Genomic DNA, 17,744 nt, shown 5'->3' on the forward strand with positions numbered 1-17,744 from the left:
GCCGCAGTCTGCACGCGGGCAAGGCAAGGCCCGGCCGTGCGGATCAGGGCGCACGCGAAAGGTCGAAAGGGAGAGCGGGAGGGCGCGCCGTCGCCGGCGCGATGGAGGAAGCGGAGGGTGGTTACCGGGCGGGTGTGGCGGAGGCGGCGGTTTCGAGAACGATGAGTTCGAGCGCACTCGGCTCAGGCGGAGGACCTTCACGCGGCCGGTCGCGGTTTACCGGCAGCGTTTCCCAGCGCAGCACGTAGCGCAGCCCGGCCGGAGCGGTTCCCGTATCGGCGGCGGTGCGCAGGCCAAGCGGAGCACGGACGCCGTGCCCGAGTTCGGGAGGAAGGCGGCCGGGCACCTGCGCGGCGGGAATCTTTTCACCGAGCTTGAGTGTATCCGGATCGACCTTCAACACGCCGCTGCCATGCCGGGCATTGTGGATGGAGATGTAAAGGCCGAGCGCCGGATCGTGCTGCACGCCGGAGTGCCGGATGTCGAAGGGGATGGAGCCGCCGCCCCGCGGTTCCCAGCGATACGTCCACTGCGTGACCTGCCTGATTTTCCAGGCGCCGTTTTCGGCCCGGGCAAGGTAAAGCTGGGTCGCGCCCTTGTCATCGAATTTGTGATACGCGACGATCACGCGGCCCTTGTCGTCGAAGCCGAGCTTGCCGCTGCCGTTGATGATGCCGCCGTTGGCCGGCACGGGATCGAGAATCACGCCCGGAGTTTGCAGGGAGATCGGCAGCGTGACCGGGCGGCCGTCCACGGTTTCCCAATGCCGGAGATCACGGGAGCGGGCGTAGCCCAGGTCGTGATTGGTTTCGGCTGCCGGGGTGTCGCGCCAGACCCAGGACAGGTGCCAGAAGCCGTCGGGGCCGCGTTTGGGGCCGTCGGCATAGGCGTTCATCATGTCGTCGGTGTCATGGGGAGGACGCGGCATTCCGGCCGGACGCCGTCCTTCGAAAAGAGGGAGGTCCAGCAGGCGCGACCACGATTTTGTTTTTTCGTCGTAACGGTTGTAGAGATTGGAGCCGTTGCCGCTGCTGCCATCGCGGTAAGTAAAGATCAGGCTGCCATCGGTATCCTCGATAAACCGCGGATAGGTCATCCGTTGCTCGCGGTCTCCGGTCATGCGGGGGATGGCGGCCAGGGTCGTGATGTCGCCCGCCGCCGTGGTGCGGAAGTAGATGAGCGGGGTGACATGCAGGTTGCCGACCACATGAAGCTGCCCGTCGCGGTCGAGGGCGAGGGTGATGTAGTTGTGGGAATCCCACCCGATTTTCGACGGCAGGATTTTTTTCGTCCACACCCCGGCATCGAGGGCGCGGGAGACAACGACCATGTTGCGGTCGGCGTCATAATACGCGGCATACTGCCGGTTGGCGGGCGCATCGGTGAGGAGCGCGAAGCCGACCGGATGCCCCGCCCACACGGGGGAAACGGGCAGGCGCTGTTTGATGCGGACCTCGGCGGCGAGGAGCGGAGAGGAAAGCGCCAGGCCGAGAGCGAGGCCAAAAGTGCCGCAGGTGGAGAGCAGGGAGTTGAGGTTGGGTTTCATGGTATGGGTGTCGGGTCGGGAAAGAGGCGGTTCAATCAGGAACGTGGGGCAGCGGGGAGGTTCGATCAGAGGAAAGTTGAAGGACGAATGGGCGTTTGGAGCTTGGGGACATCAGGATTTAGCAGCTATTAGCAGCATATGATTTCCAAAAGCACAAGTGCAAAAAATCCCGGATTCGCATCCTTGTGCCCATGGCCGAGAAACGACGCTTTACCATCTCCCTTCCCGAGCATGTGGCCGAGGAACTGGAACGCCGCAGCAAGGCCTTGGGAGGCAACCCGACCGAATACGCTGCCGACATCATCCGCTGGTGGTACGGGGAAGGTTCCCCGCCTCTGACCGCCGAAGAAAAGCGTGTGCTCGAAAAAAAGAAGGCCAGTAACTGACGCACGTTCTGATCCCGTGGGAACAATCGGCAAAGACAGGGCTTATACCAGCGTCCCGAATGTTTTTGATTTTACACAAAGGCCGCAAAGGACGCGAAGAAGGTAACTGGCAATCCTTTGCGCTCTTTGCGGCCTTGGTGTAAAAATCTGAAGGCTTTGGTATTACATCAGCGCCAGAGCACCGAAAGAACTCGCCGAACTGATCGCCCCCCCTCCCCGGCGCTGCCTGGAGACCGGACAGATTTCGCTTGGTCCGGGGATATTTCCGATCGTTTGGGATTGTCTGTGTTCACAGAAATAGCAATGTTCACGAATACATGAACATTGCATAAATCGTGAACAAATCTCCCATATCTTTTGCCACGCTTGCTTCGGAGCTGGCGGCGCGCTTTCGCTCCCTGCTTGGGGAAGCGGGTTGGCTGCACGAATGGGAAGTGCGCATCCCGGATACCGCCGCGGAGGCCGGATTCGACCTGCTTGCCACCGGGCCGTTGCCAGACGGCGGACGGGCAGCCCTGTGCGTCGAGTGCAAACGCGAGCTGCGACCGGGCATGTTCCGGCAGATGGCGGAAAAAACCTTTTCGCCCGGCGGTCGGCCCAAGGTGGTGGTGCCGGTGCTGGCCCTGCCGTTCGTGTCACCCCGGATTGCCGAACTGTGCGCGGAGCACGGCTGGAGCTGGTTTGACCTCGCGGGCAACTGTCGTCTGGAGGTGCCGGGCCTGCTGCTTCTGCATTATACGGGACAGAAGGCCGTGCATGCCCGCCCGCGTCCGGTGGCCAACCTCGGCACTGCGGAAACCGGGCGGGTGATCCGGGCGCTGCTGGCTGCGGACAATGCCCGCGCGGCGTGGACGCAGCGCGAGATGCAGGCGCATTGCCAGCCGGGCGTCAGCCTCGGGCTGGTCAACAAGGTCGTTCGCCACCTGCGCGACGAGGCGTTCATCGAGGAGGCGCCGGACGGCGGTTTCCGCCTGCGCGATCCCGGGCAACTCCTGTCTGCGTGGCGCGACGCTTATCGTTTCGACCGGCACGAACGGCGTCATTACTTCACCCTGTTGCAAGGCAAGAAACTGCGCGAGGCGCTGGAGGGGCTGGACGCTTTGACCGGGGGCCGCGCCGCCTACGCATCATTTTCCGCCGCAGAGTTTCAGGCGCCGCACGTGCGCCAGCCCAGGACATGGCTCTATATCCGGGCGCAAGACCTGCCCGCCTTCGAACAGGCGGTCGCCGCAAAGCCGGTCGATTCGGGAGAAAATCTGGTCGTGCTGATTCCGGCCGACAATGGCGTTTTCTACCTGTCCGATGGTGGCACGGCGGCTAATCCGAGGCTGCCCTGCACCAACGCGGTCCAGACCTATGTGGACCTCTGGCACAGTGGCGGACGCGGTCAGGAGGCGGCAGAAGCGTTGCTGGAACAATACTTGAGGCCAGCCTGGAAAGCGGTTGCACTGCCTGCGTGAAGTCCGAACCCCGCCAGCGCAACGATTACGGTAACCGGCAGACCGAGGCTGCCCGCCGCGCATTCGAACTCGTACAGGAATTTCTCCGACATTTCGGCTGAACTCGCCCATGCCCAGGTCGATTTCCGGTCTGGTTTATCCAGCACCGGAGTTGTCCCGAAGCTCGTCCGGATACCGGCGGTGAGCCGGTCACCCGGAAAGATTCCCCGTCCGCAAGAACGGAATCCTTGCGATTCAGGGACGGGAAGGGTTGAAAACAGAGGCCGTGATTTCCCTGCTTCTTCCCCTGCTCCTCATCGTCGTGGTGGCCGTGCTCTGGGCGCTGACGCGTCCCCGCGCGCAAGGGCCGCGGATGTTTTTCATGTTCCTGATCCTCGTCCTTGCCTGCCTCGCCTCGGTGCAGATCGGCATCGCGGCGGGGCGCATTTTTGCGGAAAACGGGTTTTACGCGGGACCGGGACGCGAGCTGGGCAGCGTGCTCGACGATACGCGGGCGGATCTGGAGGCGGGCCGGGTCGATGTGGCCCTGAAGCGGCTGACCGTGATGAGCCGGCAATGGTCCAGCGTGGACTTCTTCACCAGCGATCCGCCGCGACCGGGGCGCAAGGCATGGCCGGAATTTGTGAGCGATATCAGGCGCGCAGGCAGCGCGGAACCGGTTCAGGATCAGGCACCGGCGAACGGGGAGGCCGACCGGGACGGCAGGCGCTGAAAGTGGCACGGGCATCCCTGCCCGTGGACGGCGCGCAGCGCCGCCCGCTGTGCCCCCCCGAAAACACGGACCACGCGGAGAGGCAACGCTCACCGCTCACGGGCAGGATGCCCGTGCCACGTCCGAAGCGGCGACGGCATCCCTGACAACGTTTTCGTCGCGTGCAGGCTCGACGGCTTCCGGCGGGCCGGGGAAAGTCACCGGTTTCCATGTCCTCCCGCTCTCCCGCCGCGCCACTGCCTGACCTGAATCCGGACGACTACGCCGAAGCCGACTGGCAGAATCCGCTCGTTTTCGGGGTCAACAAGCTGCCGCCGCGCAACTCCGCCTGGCCGTGCCCGGATGCGGCTTCCGGGTGGGCGAGCGATTACGACCACTCGCCGTGGGTGCGCTCGCTCAACAGCGGCGCGGACAATGCGGATGCCGGTGATCGCGACGGCGGAAACCGTGGCGGCGAATGGCTGTTTCACTGGTCGCCGGATCCGCGCTGGCGCCCGGTCGGGTTTCACGAGCCGGATTATGTTGCCGATCCGTCGCGCCCGGTGGCGGCGCCCGCCGTCGGGTGGCGGCCGATCGCCGTGCCTTCGTGCTGGGAACTGGAGGGTCTCCGGACCGAACCGGCGGGGCAACCCGACTATGGCACGCCGATCTACACCAATTACACGTATCCGTTCCCGCCCGACGCTCCGCGGGTCATGAACGAGCCGCCGGCGGACTGGACGACGTTCCGCGAACGCAATCCGGTGGGGTGCTACCGGCGGATGTTTCGCGTGCCGGCGGCGTGGGGCAGGGGGGGGCGCACGCTGCTGCACTTCGCCGGGGTGAGCGCGGCGATGTATGTGTGGGTCAACGGCCACAAAGTCGGCTACAGCCAGGATTCGCGCTCGCCGGCGGAGTTTGACGTGACGCCGTTCCTGCGTCCGGAGCCGGAGGCCGAAAACCTGCTCGCGGTCGAGGTTTACCGGTATTGCGATGGTTCGTATCTGGAAGACCAGGACATGTGGCGGCTGAGCGGAATCTTTCGCGATGTGTTTCTGGTCCATACGCCGGCGGTATCGGTGTGGGATTTTTTTGTGGATGCCTCGCTGGCGGACGATCTGCGGACGGCGACCGTCGGGCTGCGGTATGCCTTGCGCCACGGGGGAGACGGAGAGGCAGGGGCGTTTCGTATCCGGCTGAGTCTGCGCGCGCCGGACGGAAGCCCTGTCGGCGGAGGCGTCTTTATGGACGAGCCGGTGCCGGCCGGAGCGGTTGGGGCCGGGGGAATCGGGCCGGAGCAGGTTGCTGCGCCGCGTCCGTTGCCGGAGCCGCCGCTTCTCTGGTCGAACGAAACGCCGCATGTTTACGATGCGCTGGTCGAACTGGTGGAGGCCGCCACCGGCCGCACCGTCGAGGCGCGGCGCGTGGACACCGGTTTCCGGCGGATCGAGATTCGCGAGCAGGAATATTTCATCAACGGGCGATCGATAAAAATCAAGGGCGTCAACCGGCACGAAATGTGTCCTGAAGCCGGATACACGCTTTCGCGTGAGCTGATGGAAACGGACGCGCGCCTCATCCGGCAAGCCAACCTGAATTTCGTGCGCGGCGCGCATTACCCGAACGATCCGCGCTGGTACGGGATCTGCAACCGCCTCGGCCTGTTCATGCTCGACGAGGCGAATGTCGAGAGCCACGGGCTCAGTTATCACAAGCGGGTGCTGCCCGGCGACGATCCGGCATGGGAGCCGGCCTGCCTGGACCGGATGCGGCGGCTGGTCATCCGCGACCGCAATCACCCGTGCGTCGTCATGTGGTCGCTCGGCAACGAGGCCGGTTACGGCAATGTTTTCCTGAGCATGCGCGAGGCCACGCTCGCCGCCGATCCGCAGCGGAGACCGATCCAGTATGCCGATATGAACCTCGCCGCCGACGTGGACAGCCAGACGTATCCCATGGTCGAGTGGCTGCGCGACCACGTCGCGGGCAAGGCCGTGCGCAAGGGCGAGCACGGCGAACTCGGCAGTCCGGAACAGCACGGCGCATATCCGTCGGAAAAGGCGTTTTTCACCAACGAATACGCCCACGCCCAGGCGAACAGCCTCGGCAATCTTCAGGATTACCAGGACGTCTTTGACGCGCACCCGATGCTGTGGGGCGGGTTTATCTGGGAATGGTGCGACCAGTCGCTCTGGAAAACCGGCGTGGATGGTGTGCGGTTTCCGGCGTATGGCGGCGATTTCGGTGACGTGCCCAACAGCGGATATTTTTGCGTCAAGGGCCTCGTCGATGCGGAGCGTGTGCCGCGCCCGCATTATTACGAGGCGAAGAAGGTGTTTCAGTGGATCCGGGTGACGGCGGCCGGCGCCGGGGGCGGCGGGGAGGGAGATGCCGGCGCGGTTGTCGCGGCTGATGCGCCGGCGGTGCGGATTCGCAACGGGTATTATTACACTTCGCTGGCGGAGGTGGCGGGCGCAGGTGTCGCCGGAGAATGGATACTGGAGGAGGACGGCCGCGCCGTCGCCCGGGGCGGGCTGCCGGAGGCGGCGCTGGAGATTGCGCCGGGCGAAGAGAAAGTCGTGACGATCCCCTGGGGCGCACCGGCGTGGAAGCCGGGGGGGGAGTATTTCCTGACGGTGAAATTCTCGCTGCGGGCGGACACCGCGTGGGCTCCGGCGGGGTTCGTGGTGGCGTGGGATCAACTGGCGGTGCGTGCAGGAGCGGCGGCATTCCTGCCGCTGCGACGACGCGAAGCGTCGCCCGGTTCGGGCTCGGGAGGTTCTCTGGAAAATCCGTGGTTCGCATCGGCAAGGGGCGAGGCGCGTGGCGCCTCGTCGCAGCGGCAGGAATGCCGCCGCTCCGATGATGTGACCGCATCCGCAGGCGGCACGGTGATCCGGGTCGATCATCGCACCGGGTGGCTGGCTTCGTTTGCGGTGGATGGCCGCGAGTATCTCGCCGCGCCGCTGCGTCCGGATTTCTGGCGCGTGCCGACCGATAACGATCTCGGCTGGGGCGTGCCGGAAAAGATGGGCGCATGGAAAACGGGCGCGCGTGACGCCACACTGGAAACGTTCGCGGCCGTCGCCCCGGACGCAGAGGCGGGGGAGGTGTGCTGCGTGGCGGCGGGATGGTCGTTGGCCGCGGTGCCGGCGCTCGGGAAGAGCGAAGTGAAAATCGCGTACCGGTTGCGCCGGGACGGCACGCTTCGGGTGGAAATGCAGCTCGACGTCGTCGGCGAGGCGGTCCCGGAGTTGCCGCGCGTCGGCGTGCGATTCGCCCTGCCGGCGGCGCTCGATGTCGTCCGCTGGTACGGGCGCGGTCCGCACGAGAGTTACCGCGACCGCAAGACCGGCGCGGCGATCGGCCGGTACGAGGCGCGGGTGAGCGAATGGATCACGCCGTATTCACGCCCTCAGGACAACGCCAACCGGACGGATATCCGCCGGATCGGATTTTTCGATGCGGCGGCGGGCGGCGGAAACGGCAGCGCCGCGGGTCTGGAAATCCGCGCCGCTTCCGGTGACGGGCGTCCGCTGGTGGGCGTGACGGCGTGGCCGTACACGCCGGAGGATCTGGAGGCGGCGACGCATCACCACGAGCTGCCGCGACGCGAGGCGATCACGGTGAATGTGGACGGTTTCCAGATCGGCGTCGGCGGCGATTCGAGCTGGGGGTTGCCGGTGCACGAAAAATACCGGCTCCGGGAGAAGGGGACGTATGCGTTCGCCTTCGAACTCGGTCGGGCGTCGTAACTCGCAGGGGCGCACTTCACGTGCGCCCGCGAACGGCGTTTGTCGCGCCATCCTGCGAACGGGCGCACGTGAAGTGGCCCCTACGTTTCCCGGTTTGCAGGCGCAGGCGTGGCGAGTGCCGGGGCGAGCAGCGCGATGCCGGCGCTGGTCAGGACGATGCTCCCGAGCGCGCCGCGCAGGCCGATCAGCTCGGCGACCAGCCCGATCAGCGGCGGCGCGGCGATGAAACCGAAATAACCGAGCGTCGTCACCGTCGCCAGCGCCGTGCCGGGTGCGACGCCGGGCAGCCGTCCCGCCGCGCTGAAGACCGCCGGCACGATCGTCGCCAGCCCCAGGCCGACGCAGGCAAAGCCGATCAGGGCCGTCTCCGCGCCGGGCAGGAGCAGCGCGACCAGCGTGCCGGCCGTGGCTGTCAGTCCGCCCCAGCGCACCAAGCGCACGGCCCCGAGCGTGGCGGTCAGCCAGTCGCCGCCGAAGCGGCTTGCGGCCATCGCCACGGAAAACGCCGCGTAGCCCGCCGCCGCGAAGCTCTCCGAGGTGTGGCGCACGTCGCGGAGGAAGAGTGCGCTCCAGTCGGCCATCGCGCCTTCGCCGACCATGCTGCACAGGGCGACGACGCCGAGCGCGAGCAGCCCGCGCGACGGCCACGGGAACGCCGTCCGGCGTCCGGCGGGTTTTGTCCGCGGATCGGGTTGCGCGGCCGGTGTCAGGTGAAGCGGGTGGGACGCGAGTTTCGGAAAAATCACCATCGCCGCCGCGCCGAGCAGGAGGGCGGCGAGCAGGAAATGCGTCAGCGGCGCGAGGGACAGTCGCGTGAGCGCCACGCCCGCCGCGGCCCCCGTGAGTCCCCCGAGGCTGAACAGCGCGTGAAACGATGACATGATCGGGCGCCGGTAACGGGTTTCCACGTCCACGGCCTCCGCGTTCATCGACACGTCGAGCGCGCCGTGCGCGGCGCCGAAGCAGAGCAGGGCCAGCACCAGCGTGACGTGCCCCGGGGCGAGCGCCAGGCAGGGCAGCATCAGGCAGTAGAGCGTTGCCGCCACCTTGCAGACGGGCGCGCTGCGAAACCGGCCGATGAGCATGCCCGCGGCCGGCATGGCGATGACGGCTCCGAGCGCCATCACGAGCAACGCCAGCCCGAGGGCGGCGTGGCTGAGCGCGTGCCGCGTCTGGATCGCCGGGATGCGCGACACCCAGGTCGCGAAGAGCGCGCCGTTGCAGAAAAACAGGACCGACACCGCCAGTCGCTCCGCGGCGAACGCGCTGCGCAGTCGCCGCGGTCTCCCGAGCCAGGCGGCTGTCGTCACGGTTGCGGTCAGGGTGGCCGCCGCGCCCGCCGCCCCTGCGCCTCCGGAGGGAGCATCCGCAGCGGGAGCGGATTCGCTGACGGACGGTGCAGGGCCGGAAACGCCGCCGGTCGCAGCCGCAGGGGAAAGGCCGCTCACGGGAGGGCGGCGCCGCGGGCCGCGTCGGGCGAGGCGGGTTTGCCGCCGCTTTCGTCGTGGAAGGTCAGCCAGTCGGTACGGATCTTGTCCCAGTCGCGCAGGGCGAGGCCGTGCGTGCTGAAAAATTCGCGGATCTGGCGGGCGTCCCATTCGAGGATGTCCTCGAGGATCGGGACGAGCACGCTGAGCGCGTTGTCGCTGAGCACGGTGCGGCGGGCGATGCGACCGATGGGCTTGGCGGCGGACACGGCGATGGTGTGGCCGTCGCGGCTGTTGACGTGGTGCATCACGTAGAGATCGGAGCTGCCGTCGCCGACGTAGATCGTGCGGTCGGGGCTGGCGTTGAGGCGGGTTTCCAGATCCTGGAGCGTGGCGACCTTGCCGTAGCCGGCGGTCACGCGGCGGATGCGGGCGATTTCGCCGGTCTGCGGATCGTAGTCGAGCTCGGTGCCGAGCACGTTTTCCGGCGGCACGATGCCCTCGAGGGCGGACTGCACGACCTCGCGCGGCGACGCCGAGATGACGTAGAAACGGAACCGGTTTCCGCCGATGCCCTCGCGCAGGATTTTCGCGAAGAGGTCGACGTTGTTTTTCAAGCGCACGCGTTTTCCGGCGGCGATGAGGTCCTCGCGGCGCACGCTGCGGAACTGCGGATCGTGCCGGAGCAGGTAGGCGAGCTCCGCGCCCTGGTTGACGAGCGTGGACTGCGAGAGACCCTGGACCTTCTTGTCGAAATCGGTGATGCCGAGCATCTCGGCGAGAACCTGGCCGGAGTCGTTGAAACTGAGCGTCTGGTCAAAGTCGCTGGCGACGAGGTAGTCGCGCGGGAGCTCGAACGGGAGCGTGGTCGGTGTGATGGTTGTCATGATGTGCTTTCTGTTTCGTCGGACCGGTCATCCGGGGAGCGTGTGTGGCGGTGTGGCGTCGGCAGGCTCGCGGGGGATCGTCTTCGCGGAGTGTCGCGGAGGCGTCGGCGCGGCGCGCGCAGGGTGCCCGAATGATGCGTTGGCCTGGTGTGCGTGGTGATGACCGGTGTCTGTGTGTTGATGCGTGTTGTTATTGTGTACGACCGCACCCTACCGCAAAAAGCACGCCAGTTCCAGTGCCTGCCAGCCCGGGCTGTCAGAAACCTGATATTACGGCTGGCAGACCTGAGAGTGGCAGGTCGTCGCCATTCCCTGTGTGGACCGGCCTTCTTTTTGCCATTTTATTGCTTCAGGCTTGAATCAGGTGCGGTTATCCGGCGTTTTCTGGCCTTTATCCTTCATTATGGCCACCCCTCAGCCCTCCTCCTCCGGTCTTTCCGGCAACGTCAGGTTTTTCAGCGGCGAAAGCCTCCCGCTGGAAATGCACAAGGTGCGTGTCGTGCAAAAACTCCACCTCGTGCCCGTCGAGCGCCGCCTCGAGGCGATCCGCGAAGCCGGTTTCAACAGCTTCCTGCTCGGCACGAAGGACGTTTACCTGGACATGCTCACCGACTCCGGCACCAACGCCATGAGCGACAACCAGACGGCCGCCATGTTTCAGGCCGACGACGCCTACGCCGGTTCGCAGAGTTTCGTGCGCCTCAACCAGGCGGTGGAGGACGTGTTCGGCAAAAAATACCTGCTTCCTGTCCACCAGGGCCGCGCCGCCGAGAACATCCTCGCCCAGACATTCGTGAAGCCCGGCACCATCGTGCCGATGAACTACCACTTCACCACGACGCACGCGCACATCCACCTCAACGGCGGCACGATCGAGGAACTCGTCGCCGACGACGCGCTCGAGGTCGAGAGCACCAAGCCCTTCAAGGGCGACCTCGATCCGGACAAGTTGCGCAAGAGCATCGAAAAACACGGCGCCGACAAAATCGCCTTCGTGCGCATGGAGGCGTCCACCAACCTCATCGGCGGGCAGCCATTCTCGATCGGCAACATGCGCGAGATCCGCGCCATTGCCGACCGGCACCGGCTCCTGCTCGTGCTCGACGCCTCGCTCATCGGCGAGAACGCGTACTGGATCAAGCGCCGCGAGGAAGAGTTCCGCCACGCCGATATCGCCACGATCCTGCGCACGATGTGCGGTCTGGCGGACATCGTTTATTTCTCGGCCCGCAAGGTGACGTCCTCGCGCGGCGGCGGCATCTGCACCAACCGCCGCGACCTGCTCGACCGGATGAAACACCTCGTGCCGCTCTACGAAGGGTTTCTCACTTACGGTGGCATTTCCGTGCGCGAGATCGAGGCCATGGCCGTCGGCCTGCGCGAGACGACGGACGAGACGGTCATCTCGCAAAGCCCGTCGTTCATCGAGCACCTCGTCGGCCGCCTGCAAAAACAGGGCGTGCCCGTGGTGACGCCGGCGGGCGGACTCGGCTGCCACATCGACGCGACCGGCTTCCTGCCGCACCTCGACCAGCGCCAGTATCCGGCGGCGGCGCTGGTGGCGGCGTTTTACATCGCCTCGGGCGTGCGCGGCATGGAGCGCGGCACGATGTCGAGCGTGCGCGACGAAAACGGCGACGACGTGCTCGCCGACGCCGAGCTCATGCGCCTGGCGATGCCGCGCCGCGTGTTCACGCTCTCGCAGGTCCGTTACGTGGAGGACCGCCTCGCGTGGCTCTACCGGAACCGCGACCTGATCGGCGGCGTGCAGTTTGTGGAGGAGCCGCCGGTGTTGCGCTTTTTCATGGGTCGCCTCGGCGCGACGAGCGACTGGCCGGAAACGCTCATGGCGAAATTCCGGAAGGATTTTGGCGACAGTCTGTAGTGCCGGTAGTCCGAACGCTCCGGATTTTTGCACCAAGGGCGCAAGGATCGCCAAGGGGCTATCCTCCCTTCTTCGCGTCCTTCGTGCTCTTTGTGTAACGTTCTGCTTTTTCATGTCCGTGCCCGAGCAATACGGCGGCGATGGCGGTCCACTCGTCATCGAGCGGGATGCCGCGGTCCGGCATCGTCCGGCCGGCGCGGGCGTACCAGTAGCCGGCATTGCCGAGGTCGCCCTCCTTGCGGTGCAGGTACGCGTGGACCCAGTCGCCGTCGCGCGTGCCGCCCTGCTGGCAAAGTTCGTGCGCGCGGTCCCAGTCGCCCTGCGCATCCGCATGCAGGGCTTGCAGCGGCAGCGACAAACCGGCGGCAGCCAGTTCGGCACCGGACAGCGAGCGAAACGTTGCGGGCGTGAGAGTCGGTTTCATGCGCAGCAACAAACCCCTCGCCGCCCGTCCGGCAAGCGCCGGCTCGATCCGATGTTCCCTATTTCAGCCGCACCGAGGGTCCGTCCACCCAGACGCCTTCGACCATCACGACCTTGGGGTCTGCGGGGATGCCGGTTTCATTGCGCTGGATCTGGCCAATGACCAGGTCGATGGCCGAGGCGCCGACCACTTCGGGACGCTGGTCCAGCCCGGCGTATCCGGAATAGCGCTCCAGCGTGGCCAGGCCGATGCCTTCCGGGGCAATCTTCCGGCCTGCATCCCGCGCCCATCCGAGCAGCGCCACATCGGGCACCACCATCGCATCGGGCCGATTCTGGCCGATCCACCGCTCCATTTCGGCGCGGTCCGGCGTCGGGTAGGTGAAATGGCGGATCGAAGCGGCGCCGTGCATTTGCCGGAAGACGAGGATCGCCGCCAGCCAGTTATGAACGACGATCCGGCTCACGCGTTTTTCCAGCGCCACGCCGATCCGCCGGTAGCCGCGCTTCCGCAGCGTCTTCAACGTGTGCAGCATGCCCTGAAACTGGTGCGGGCATGCCCGGTGCAGCGACGGCCGGACCATCGAGTATCCCACGGCCGCGCACGAAAACCACTCCCAGCGCAGGCGCATGTGGCCGAAACCTTCCGGTAGTGGCGCCACGCATACGCCGCGAATGCCGCGGCTGTGCAGGATTTCGCTCAGCCGCCGCGCCGTCATGCCCGGTTCGCGCAGCCAGAAATGCTCCACGCGATAGCCCTGCTGCGCGGCCCGCGCGCGGGCGCCCGCATATGCGCCAGGCGAAAAAGTGGTGCAGTACCAGCCTTGGCGTTCGGGGTACGCCGTCACCCACGCGATGGTGCCGATCTCCTCGCCCCGCCGCCGGCCGCTGCGCCGCCCGGCGAGCGCGGCGATGAGCGGATCGGGGTGGTAATTCATCTGCGCCGCCAGCGTCTGGAGCCGTTCGCGCATCGCCAGCGAGATGCGCGGCGAATTGCGCAACGCCATGCTCACCGTCGCCGCCGTGACGCCGGCGGCGTCGGCAATCTGTTTCAACGTGGTGCGATGGGTCATGCTCATGGCGAGGAGGAAGCCGGCGCGGGCGTCTGTCAGTCGTGGCGCTGTTTAATCAGTTAAACAACGAGCCGGTTGCGGACGCAAGCGGGCAGGGGCCATCGTCCGCCCGCACTTACCCGATCCCGACCCGCCAACATCCGATCACCATTCCGCCATGAAGAAACCTCACCGATCCATCTTTGCAGTCACTGCGGTTACCGTGACTGCCGCTGCCATCCTCCTCACCGGCGCGCCCTCCGCCAGCGCTGCGCTCGAAATCAAGGCCACGGACGTCACCGGAAACGCCGGTGCCTTCGGCTACACTTACAGCCTCGGTTATGCCGACCTCACGGCGGCCGCCACGGCAGCGGACAAGGATCCGGCTGGCGGCAACGTGAATCTCCAGAGCGGGAAACTCTTCGACGACGTGTTTTCGATCAGTGCGAACATTTACCAGAAGATGGAAGCATCCAGCGGAGCATGGACCAACGGCTACATCTTTGCGAATGGCGGCACCGCGCAGTCGTCCTTCACCTACAAGTTCGATTTCACCGGTGCCGGTTACGAGATCACCTCGTTCACCGTGAAAGACATTCTCTTTTCCACCAGCGCCAACAGTTACTGGAGCGGTATGAAATCCGTGACCACCCAGTACAGCCTGGATGGCACCCACTGGACGGATCTGCGCTCCACCACCTCGCTGGCCGGTGGAAGCAACACCTTCACCGGCGGCACTTCGTCAACCATCACGCTTTCGCCGGGTGAATCGATCGTTTATTATCGTGTCCTCTTCGAATCGCTCAACGGCACGACTACCCTCGGCAGCGAACAATCCTGGAACCGCCTCAACGGCATCACGGGAGCCAACAACGCCAACTTCTTCGAGGTCGATTTCAACCTCGCTCCGGCCTCCATCCCCGAGCCTGCTGCGATGGCTGCGCTGCTTGGCGCCGGCGTCGTCGGGTATGCGTTGATTCGCCGCTTCCGTTCCCGTGCCTGAAACGACCACGATTCATTGCATTTTCAAACCATGCCGTCTTTTCCCAAATCCGCTGCGTTGTTCGGCTCCGCCGTCCTTGCCTGCCTGCTGACGAGGGCCGCATTTGCCTCGCAAGGCACTGACGGGCCCGGACGCGAGGTGACGGTCATTCGCACCACGGCCACCGGGGACAGCGATGCCTCCTGGCGGACCGAACGCCGCGCGGCTTCCTCCTCCGGAGGCGGGCTCCGTTTCGGCGCCTTGCCGGCGCCGGAGGGCGGCGACGGCGCGATTGTCACCATCGTCCGGATACCGGAGGGAGGAAAAAACGACAATGTTCTCCGCCTGGTCAAACGCCTCGGCTCTGCCGACTGGACCGACCTGGAGTCGCTCACCCTGCGCCTCGGCTGGCGATTCGCCGCGCCTGCGCAGGGCCGGCACCGCCTGTTCCTCGTTGTCCGTTCGCCCGGCGTCATCGCCAGCATTCCACTCGACAGTGCGCTCGAAAGGAATCTTGCCAACGATGGTTCCCTGCACGCTTTCACATTTGCACTCCGGGGATCGGCTGCGCCGCCGGAAGCCGCCCCGATCGACTGGGCAAAAATCACGCAGATCGACATCACCATCGACGGGCTCACCGCCGCCGACGCCGGCGAGGTTTTTTTCGCCCCGCTCGCCGGTCGCCTCGCCGTCGCCCCCGCCGGCAACGTGCCGCTTTCGTCCGTCAGGATTTCCAATATCCCCCCTGCATTCTACGAACGGCCCGGCCTGGAAAAGCTGCCGCCCGTCGATTATGCCGCGCTCCCCGTCGTCAACGTCCGCGATGCCGGCGCGACCGGCGACGGGGAGACCGACGACCAGCCCGCGTTCGAAAAAGCGCTGAAAACCCTGAAACGCATCGGTGGCGGCGTCCTTTACGTGCCGGCCGGCACCTATGCGTTCCATAACAAAAAAAGCCAGGCTACCTGGACGCTCGAAGGCGATTGGGACGAGCCGTTGCGCAACATCCACTTTGTCGGCGAAGGCGAGGCCTCGCAGATCCGTTGCATACCCCGCTCTTTCGCGGGCGGTTCATGGGGGGCGACGTATGCGTGGGATTTCGGCAGCGCGGAAAACGTCACCCTGCGCGACCTCTCCTTCAGCATCTTCCCCTTCTACAATGCCCGCGGCACCGGCCTGTTTCGCGGCATGTATGCGCTCCAGTTCGGCAGCTATTCGCCCGACGCCCGCCGCGTCTCCGGCGTGCAGATGCTCCGCGTCACGTTTGACCAGAGCGTGATCGGTCCGCTTTTCCGGCGCGGCTGCACCGATTCGTGGGTCGTCGATTGCCGCGTGCGCAACACCACCGCCGACGGCATCCACCTCGACACCGCCTCCGGCATCACCGCCGCGTACAATCTCGTCGAATACTCCGGCGATGACGCGCTCGCCTCCATTTCCGTGCAGAGCGTCAAACGCCCCGCTACAGCCAACCGCTTTCTCCACAACACGCTCATCGCCGCCCAGTGCCGCGGCGTGGCCGTCGGCGGCACCGATATCGAGGTTGCAGGCAACTGGATCGAACGCTCCCAGCTTCCGGCGATTTTCCTGCATGGTCACGGTCACAATCCTGTTGACGGCGATCCCGTGCTCCGCCCTGTCCTGCGCAACAACATCCTCGTCGGCAACAACCTGAACCTTTCCAAAGCCGCCTATCCCGGCGGCATCCTCGGCGAATTCAACATCCGGGACGCGCTCATCGAAAACAACGCCCTCTACGCCACCGGCGGGGACGGCATCAACTTTCACCGGTATCCGACCGGAAAATACAAAACGGGAATCGAGGTCTTCGATCCCCGCGGCGTGATCCTCCGCAACAACCATATCGAGGCCAGCACCGGCTACGGTTTTCGGATCACCCGCGGGCCGGTCGTCACCGGCCTCGTCCTGGAGCAAAACACGTTTGTCGCCAACCACGACGGCGACCTCGCCATTGAAGGCGAAGCCCCCGGTGCCGTTATTCGAGAGAGCACAACCGGCTCCTCCGCTGCCCCTCGCTTCTACGACATCTACCGCCTCGTCCGTAATCTATCCCCCGCCACTTCTCACGCCCCCGCTCCCGTCATCGCCTCCGTTTCCCCTTCCGCGAACACCGTTCTCAATGCCCGCGATTTCGGCGCCCGCGGTGACGGCGCCACGGACGACACCGCCGCCCTCCAGCGTGCGCTCGACGCCATGCCTGCGGCAGGCGGCATCCTGCGCATTCCCGCCGGCCGTTACCGCATCGCCACGACCGCATCCGATCGCGCCACGCTCTTCAGCGCCCTCGACCGCCACCTGCTCGTCGCCGGCAAGACCGATCTGCGGATCGAGGGCGAACCGGGCGAACCCGGCGCCGTTCTCCTTTTCGAGAATCCCGATGCCATCGGTCTGCGTCTCGTCGCCAGCGAACGTGTCACGATCAGCGATCTCGAACTCCGCCTGACGCCTCCCGCCGCCTCGCCTGTCGCCGTCCGCCACAACCGCGCCCTGCTCGACGCCGCCGGCTGCACGCAACTCGCCATCGACCGCGTGACAGCCATCGATTCCGGCGGCCCCGGCATCCGTATCGACACCTGCCGCGATGTCACGATCACCGGAAGCACGGTGCGCGGCGCCGGCACCTTCGGCATGACCATCGAATCGAGCGACGCCGTGCGCGTCGCATCCTGCCACCTGGAAAACAGCCGCGATGCCGGCCTCCGCATCGACCAGACCGGCGGCCTGACCCGCGCTTCGCAGGGCGTCGTTTTCGAGAACAACACCATCACCGGAACCCGTGAAGGTTTCGGCATCGCCCTCTGCGCCGGAAACGATATTCGTGTGACTAAAAATACGATACGAGGAACCTACCAGTCGGCCATCGCCTTCTGGCAACAACAGGGTTTTCTGCCGCGCATCGGCCGCGCGACGCTTTCCGGCAACACGATCGAGGACTGCGCGACCGGCAAGCTTTCTCCCACACGCGGAGCCATCACGCTGTTCGGCACCGCGCTCACGCACCTGGAAATCACAGACACTCGCTGGCAACGGACCGCCGACCAGCCCGCGGTCACCCTCCTTGCCCTGTCCGCGAAACGCCCGATAGAATCGCTCATTCTTCGCGGCAATACCTTCGGTCGCGCCGACATCGGGATCGCGGCGGATCAGGAGAAAAACATCCGTAGCCTTACCCTCGACTGATCCCGCCCGTTCTTTCCTTCGTATCGCCGCGCATTCTCCCCAAACCGCC

13 protein-coding genes are annotated in these 17,744 nt (G+C 65.8%); 8 read left to right on the forward strand and 5 right to left on the reverse strand.

All coding sequences use genetic code 11. From position 1 onward, the window contains the following. Positions 1–121: 121 nt before the first annotated feature. Complete coding sequence (locus tag OPIT5_12240) at positions 122–1,546, reverse strand: hypothetical protein (GenBank protein AHF90862.1); 1,425 nt, start codon at positions 1,544–1,546, stop codon at positions 122–124. A 191-nt stretch (positions 1,547–1,737) separates the two neighbouring features. Here OPIT5_12240 and OPIT5_12245 point away from each other — a divergent pair, with 191 nt between their 5' ends. The 5 genes from OPIT5_12245 (at position 1,738) to OPIT5_12265 (ending at position 7,838) form a co-directional block, all read left to right on the forward strand. Continuing rightward, entirely contained in the window at positions 1,738–1,932 is a 195-nt protein-coding gene (locus OPIT5_12245; protein ID AHF90863.1) for a hypothetical protein, read from the forward strand. 335 nt (positions 1,933–2,267) lie between these two features. Then, entirely contained in the window at positions 2,268–3,392 is a 1,125-nt protein-coding gene (locus OPIT5_12250) for a hypothetical protein (GenBank protein AHF90864.1), read from the forward strand. Further along, positions 3,389–3,493 (forward strand): hypothetical protein, encoded by a 105-nt coding sequence (locus OPIT5_12255; GenBank protein ID AHF94329.1) that lies wholly within the window; start codon positions 3,389–3,391, stop codon positions 3,491–3,493. Before OPIT5_12250 ends, OPIT5_12255 begins: the two co-directional genes overlap by 4 nt. A 164-nt stretch (positions 3,494–3,657) precedes the next feature. Further along, positions 3,658–4,104, forward strand: coding sequence for a hypothetical protein (locus OPIT5_12260; protein ID AHF90865.1), 447 nt, complete (start codon positions 3,658–3,660; stop codon positions 4,102–4,104). A gap of 209 nt (positions 4,105–4,313) precedes the next feature. Beyond that, positions 4,314–7,838 carry a glycoside hydrolase family 2 gene (locus tag OPIT5_12265; protein AHF90866.1) on the forward strand — a complete coding sequence of 1,175 codons (3,525 nt, stop codon included), beginning with the start codon at positions 4,314–4,316 and terminating at the stop codon, positions 7,836–7,838. A gap of 80 nt (positions 7,839–7,918) precedes the next feature. Here OPIT5_12265 and OPIT5_12270 read toward each other — a convergent pair whose 3' ends face one another. After that, positions 7,919–9,148, reverse strand: a complete 1,230-nt coding sequence (locus tag OPIT5_12270) for an MFS transporter (protein ID AHF90867.1) — start codon at positions 9,146–9,148, stop codon at positions 7,919–7,921. Between the two features lie 134 nt (positions 9,149–9,282). Next, positions 9,283–10,152, reverse strand: coding sequence for a haloacid dehalogenase (locus OPIT5_12275; protein ID AHF90868.1), 870 nt, complete (start codon positions 10,150–10,152; stop codon positions 9,283–9,285). A 403-nt stretch (positions 10,153–10,555) separates the two neighbouring features. Between OPIT5_12275 and OPIT5_12280 the strand changes: the two genes are divergently transcribed. Further along, positions 10,556–12,037, forward strand: coding sequence for a tryptophanase (locus tag OPIT5_12280; protein AHF90869.1), 1,482 nt, complete (start codon positions 10,556–10,558; stop codon positions 12,035–12,037). 58 nt (positions 12,038–12,095) lie between these two features. Here the strand turns inward: OPIT5_12280 and OPIT5_12285 are convergent, their stop codons facing one another. Together OPIT5_12285 and OPIT5_12290 are read right to left on the reverse strand one after the other, a co-directional pair. After that, the gene (locus tag OPIT5_12285) at positions 12,096–12,461 is read right to left on the reverse strand and encodes a hypothetical protein (protein AHF90870.1); all 366 of its coding nucleotides are present in this window, start codon (positions 12,459–12,461) and stop codon (positions 12,096–12,098) included. A gap of 58 nt (positions 12,462–12,519) precedes the next feature. Beyond that, on the reverse strand, positions 12,520–13,539 hold the full coding sequence (locus OPIT5_12290) for a LacI family transcriptional regulator (GenBank protein AHF90871.1): 1,020 nt from the start codon (positions 13,537–13,539) through the stop codon (positions 12,520–12,522). Between the two features lie 151 nt (positions 13,540–13,690). Here OPIT5_12290 and OPIT5_12295 point away from each other — a divergent pair, with 151 nt between their 5' ends. Together OPIT5_12295 and OPIT5_12300 are read left to right on the forward strand one after the other, a co-directional pair. Further along, positions 13,691–14,515: a glycosyltransferase family 1 gene (locus tag OPIT5_12295; GenBank protein AHF90872.1), complete on the forward strand. Its 825-nt coding sequence runs from the start codon at positions 13,691–13,693 to the stop codon at positions 14,513–14,515. Between the two features lie 30 nt (positions 14,516–14,545). Further along, positions 14,546–17,695, forward strand: a complete 3,150-nt coding sequence (locus OPIT5_12300; GenBank protein AHF90873.1) for a hypothetical protein — start codon at positions 14,546–14,548, stop codon at positions 17,693–17,695. Positions 17,696–17,744 lie beyond the last annotated feature (49 nt).

The sequence above is a fragment of the Opitutaceae bacterium TAV5 genome (assembly GCA_000242935.3).
Classification (GTDB): Bacteria; Verrucomicrobiota; Verrucomicrobiia; order Opitutales; family Opitutaceae; genus Geminisphaera.

Coding starts and splice junctions, on each gene's coding strand:
- OPIT5_12300 (AHF90873.1), top strand. CDS start 14,546: ATGCCGTCTTTTCCCAAATCCGCTGCGTTGTTCGGCTCCGCCGTCCTT.
- OPIT5_12275 (AHF90868.1), bottom strand. CDS start 10,152: ATGACAACCATCACACCGACCACGCTCCCGTTCGAGCTCCCGCGCGAC.
- OPIT5_12280 (AHF90869.1), top strand. CDS start 10,556: ATGGCCACCCCTCAGCCCTCCTCCTCCGGTCTTTCCGGCAACGTCAGG.
- OPIT5_12240 (AHF90862.1), bottom strand. CDS start 1,546: ATGAAACCCAACCTCAACTCCCTGCTCTCCACCTGCGGCACTTTTGGC.
- OPIT5_12290 (AHF90871.1), bottom strand. CDS start 13,539: ATGAGCATGACCCATCGCACCACGTTGAAACAGATTGCCGACGCCGCC.
- OPIT5_12245 (AHF90863.1), top strand. CDS start 1,738: ATGGCCGAGAAACGACGCTTTACCATCTCCCTTCCCGAGCATGTGGCC.
- OPIT5_12265 (AHF90866.1), top strand. CDS start 4,314: ATGTCCTCCCGCTCTCCCGCCGCGCCACTGCCTGACCTGAATCCGGAC.
- OPIT5_12285 (AHF90870.1), bottom strand. CDS start 12,461: ATGAAACCGACTCTCACGCCCGCAACGTTTCGCTCGCTGTCCGGTGCC.
- OPIT5_12295 (AHF90872.1), top strand. CDS start 13,691: ATGAAGAAACCTCACCGATCCATCTTTGCAGTCACTGCGGTTACCGTG.